Raw genomic sequence first — 3,113 nt, 5'->3', positions numbered from 1 at the left:
CAGCCCGAGCCGGGCCGCGAGCGCCGCGCCCGCCGCCGCCAGCGCCAGCGCGGCGCCCAGTACCAGCGCGAGCGCGCGCCGCGTCGCGAGTGCGCGCCGCACCGAGGCGAGCCCCAAGACCGCGCCGCTCATGCCGACGCGCTGACCGCGTACGCGAAGAGGTTCACACCCATGCGAATCGCTTGCTCCCGGACCGGCGCGGGATCATGGTGGACGTCCGGATCCTCCCAGCCGTCACCGAGGTCGGACTGATAGGAATAGTAGACCGCGAGCCTCCCCCCCAGAAAGATACTGAGCCCCTGCGCCGGCCGACCGTCGTGCTCGTGGATCTTCGGGATGCCGGCCGGGAACTCGTACACTAGATGATAGACCGGGTGCGAGAGCGGGACATCGGCCATCGGCCGGTCCGGGAACACTTTCGCGATCTCGCGCCGGAACGACGCATCCATGCCGTAATTGTCGTCCGCGTGCAGGAAGCCGCCGGTCTCGACGTGACGCCGCAGGATCCTGACGTCGTCCGGAGAGAACAGCACGTTCCCGTGCCCCGTCATATAGAGGTAAGGGACCCCCCAGAGTCCCGGGTCCGTCAGGCGAACGGCGCGCTCGCGCTCCGTGGTGCGCAGCGTGGTGCGCTCCCGAACCTCCCGGAGCAGGTTGGGGAGACTCGACGGATTGGCGTACCAGTCACCGCCGCCGTCGTAGTGCAGCCGGCCGATGGTGAGCGCGCCGACCCCGCCCGTGCTCATGCGCGGGTCAGCAGCCGGTAAGCTTCCTGGCGCGAGATGCGGAGTCGTTTGGCCAGCTCCTTGGCGACCGCGGCCGGAGGGCCGCTCCCCCTGAGCTCGGCCACCAGGTGATCGGCGTCGGGAGCGGGCTCCGCGGCGACAACCTCCTGTCGGGGTCGCGCGCCAACGACGACAGTGACCTCGCCGCGCGGGGGGTGTGCTTCGTAGTACGCGGCCAGCTCGCCCAACGTTCCCCGGCGCACCTCCTCGTGGATCTTGGTGAGCTCCCGCGCGACGGCGGCCGCACGGGAGTCCCCGCATCGCGCGGCGAGGTCGCGCAACAGCGCCGCCGTCCGGCCGGGCGCCTCGTAGCACACGCAAGTCCACGCCGAAGCGGCGATCTGCTCCAGCAGCTCGGCGCGCCCGGTGCCACGCCGGGGGAGGAAGCCCAGAAAGAGGAAACGGTCCGCGGGAAAACCCGCCGCGGTCAAGGCTGCGAGGACCGCCGCGGGTCCCGGCACCGGCACCACCGTGATGCCGCGCCGGTGCGCCCGTTCCGCGATCAGGCCGCCGGGATCCGACACTCCCGGCGTCCCGGCGTCCGTGACGTAGGCGACGTCCTCACCGCGCTCGACCCGGTCCAGCAGCCGTTCGATCTCCTCCACTCTCGTATGCGCGTGGATGCTGATGAGCCTCGCCGTTATCTCGTAGTGGGTGAGCAGGCGCCGGGTGTGCCGGGTGTCCTCGGCCGCGATCAGCGCCACCTGCCGCAGCACTTCGACCCCTCGAAAAGAAAAATCCCCCAGGTGACCGATGGGGGTGCTCACCATGAAGAGCCTGCCCGCCCTCACCACTGGATGCGCCACGGGAGCCGGTCGAAGAACCCGACCGCGGAGAGCGCGAAGCGGTGCTCGCGCGCGGCGTCCTTGAGGAGCCGGGGCGCGATCTGCGGGTGCACCACCTCGAGCTCGTTCAGGAAATCGCGCGCCCAGGCTGCCACGCCGTCCGCGATGACCGACGGTTCGGCGATCGGGTCGGCGACGTCCGAGCCGCGCGGCCCGCCCACGGACTTCAGCACCTCGTGCTCGGCGATGAGCCGCGTACGCGCCCGCTCCGCCCGCTTCCCGGCGTCGCCGGGCATCTCGATCTCTGCCAGCTCGGCGAGGTCCCAGACGAAGCGGCGGAACATCGCGACCATCGCCGGCGGTGCCTGGAGCGGGAGCGCCGCCATTTCGGCGTAGGCCTTCGCGACCACGCGCGGCGTCGGCTCGCCGGGGCCGCCGGTAAAGAGCCGGCTGACGTACGCGGTCGGCGCCTCGTCCTCACGCCGGCCGGCGAAGAGCCCGGACGAGAAGCGCCCCTCCCGGACCTGGAGATAGTTGACGCGCCCGTTGGAGATCAGCTCCAGGAGCCCGGTCCATCGCCGCTCGAACAGCACCCTGAAGAGCGATTCGGGGCTGGAGGCGTCGAGCCCCATATCGATCGGCGCCTGAGCGCAGGTAGCGTACATCGCCGCGAGCTGCTCGCGCGGGGCGGAGTGGAAGGCGATCTCGGCGCGCTCCGGCTCGGCTCGGATGTGGCGCATGGCTTCGGCGATCGAAGCCTGGAATCGCCCGACCGGCGTGAGCATCGCCGCGTTCACCAGGTCGCCGCCCAAGAAGAAGAGGAGGGCCAGCTCGTCAGGGAGGTAGACGGCGAGGTAGGCATCCACCTTGCCGTCGCGGTCGCGCTTGCTGAAGGCGATGAGATTGTCGATGTGCACGTAGGCCGAGCGGGTGCGGGCGAGCAGCACCTGGCTCCGGGGAAAGTCCAGATCCCATAGCCGGATGGAGGTGTCGATGAGGACCGCGGTCGACGCCCGCATCAGAGGTGCTGGGTGATCTTCCCCGCCAGATGCGCCTTGGGCACGGCACCTATCACGGTGTCCACGTGCTTGCCGTTCTTGAAGAATAGCAGCGCCGGGATGGAACGGACATTGAACCGCATGGCCGTCTGGACGTTCACGTCCACGTCCACCTTGACGACCTTGAGGCCCTGATCGGCGTACTCGGACGACAACTGCTCGAGCATCGGCGCGATGATCCGGCACGGGCCGCACCACTCCGCCCAGAAGTCCACCACCACGAGGCCGCCGTATTGCTCGACCTCCTGCTGGAACGTGCCGTCGTTCACTGCCGTCGCTTGCGACCCTGCCATGGCTTGCTGCCCCACGTTAGAATGTGTGCGTGCTCTCACCCAAACTCGCGGGCGCCGCGAGCGCGCGCCTCGCGCACGTCGGCATCGCCGTCCGGGACCTCGAGGAAGCGCTCGCCTTCTACCGCGACGTCCTCGGCCTCGAGCCGCGGCCCGCGGAAACAGCGGACGGCGCCACCGTCGTATCGCTCGCGC

Annotated in this window: 4 protein-coding genes; all 4 read right to left on the bottom strand. The window is 70.1% G+C overall.

The window, feature by feature from the left end; translation table 11 throughout:
• Positions 1–128: 128 nt before the first annotated feature.
• Genes Q8Q85_11535 through trxA form a run of 4 tightly spaced genes read right to left on the bottom strand, consistent with a single transcriptional unit; the run spans position 129 to position 2,921 of the window.
• The gene (locus Q8Q85_11535) at positions 129–746 is read right to left on the bottom strand and encodes a DUF4159 domain-containing protein (protein ID MDP3774887.1); all 618 of its coding nucleotides are present in this window, start codon (positions 744–746) and stop codon (positions 129–131) included.
• On the bottom strand, positions 743–1,555 hold the full coding sequence (gene rsmI / locus Q8Q85_11530; protein MDP3774886.1) for a 16S rRNA (cytidine(1402)-2'-O)-methyltransferase: 813 nt from the start codon (positions 1,553–1,555) through the stop codon (positions 743–745). Before rsmI ends, Q8Q85_11535 begins: the two co-directional genes overlap by 4 nt.
• 17 nt (positions 1,556–1,572) lie before the next feature.
• On the bottom strand, positions 1,573–2,589 hold the full coding sequence (locus Q8Q85_11525) for a hypothetical protein (GenBank protein MDP3774885.1): 1,017 nt from the start codon (positions 2,587–2,589) through the stop codon (positions 1,573–1,575).
• On the bottom strand, positions 2,589–2,921 hold the full coding sequence (gene trxA, locus Q8Q85_11520; GenBank protein ID MDP3774884.1) for a thioredoxin: 333 nt from the start codon (positions 2,919–2,921) through the stop codon (positions 2,589–2,591). Before trxA ends, Q8Q85_11525 begins: the two co-directional genes overlap by 1 nt.
• Between the last annotated feature and the right edge of the window lie 192 nt (positions 2,922–3,113).

The organism is Gemmatimonadales bacterium (genome assembly GCA_030697825.1).
Taxonomy (GTDB): Bacteria; Gemmatimonadota; Gemmatimonadetes; order Gemmatimonadales; family JACORV01; genus JACORV01.
Note: the sequence above shows the minus strand (reverse complement) of the source record. Positions and strands in the feature narration are given on the sequence as shown.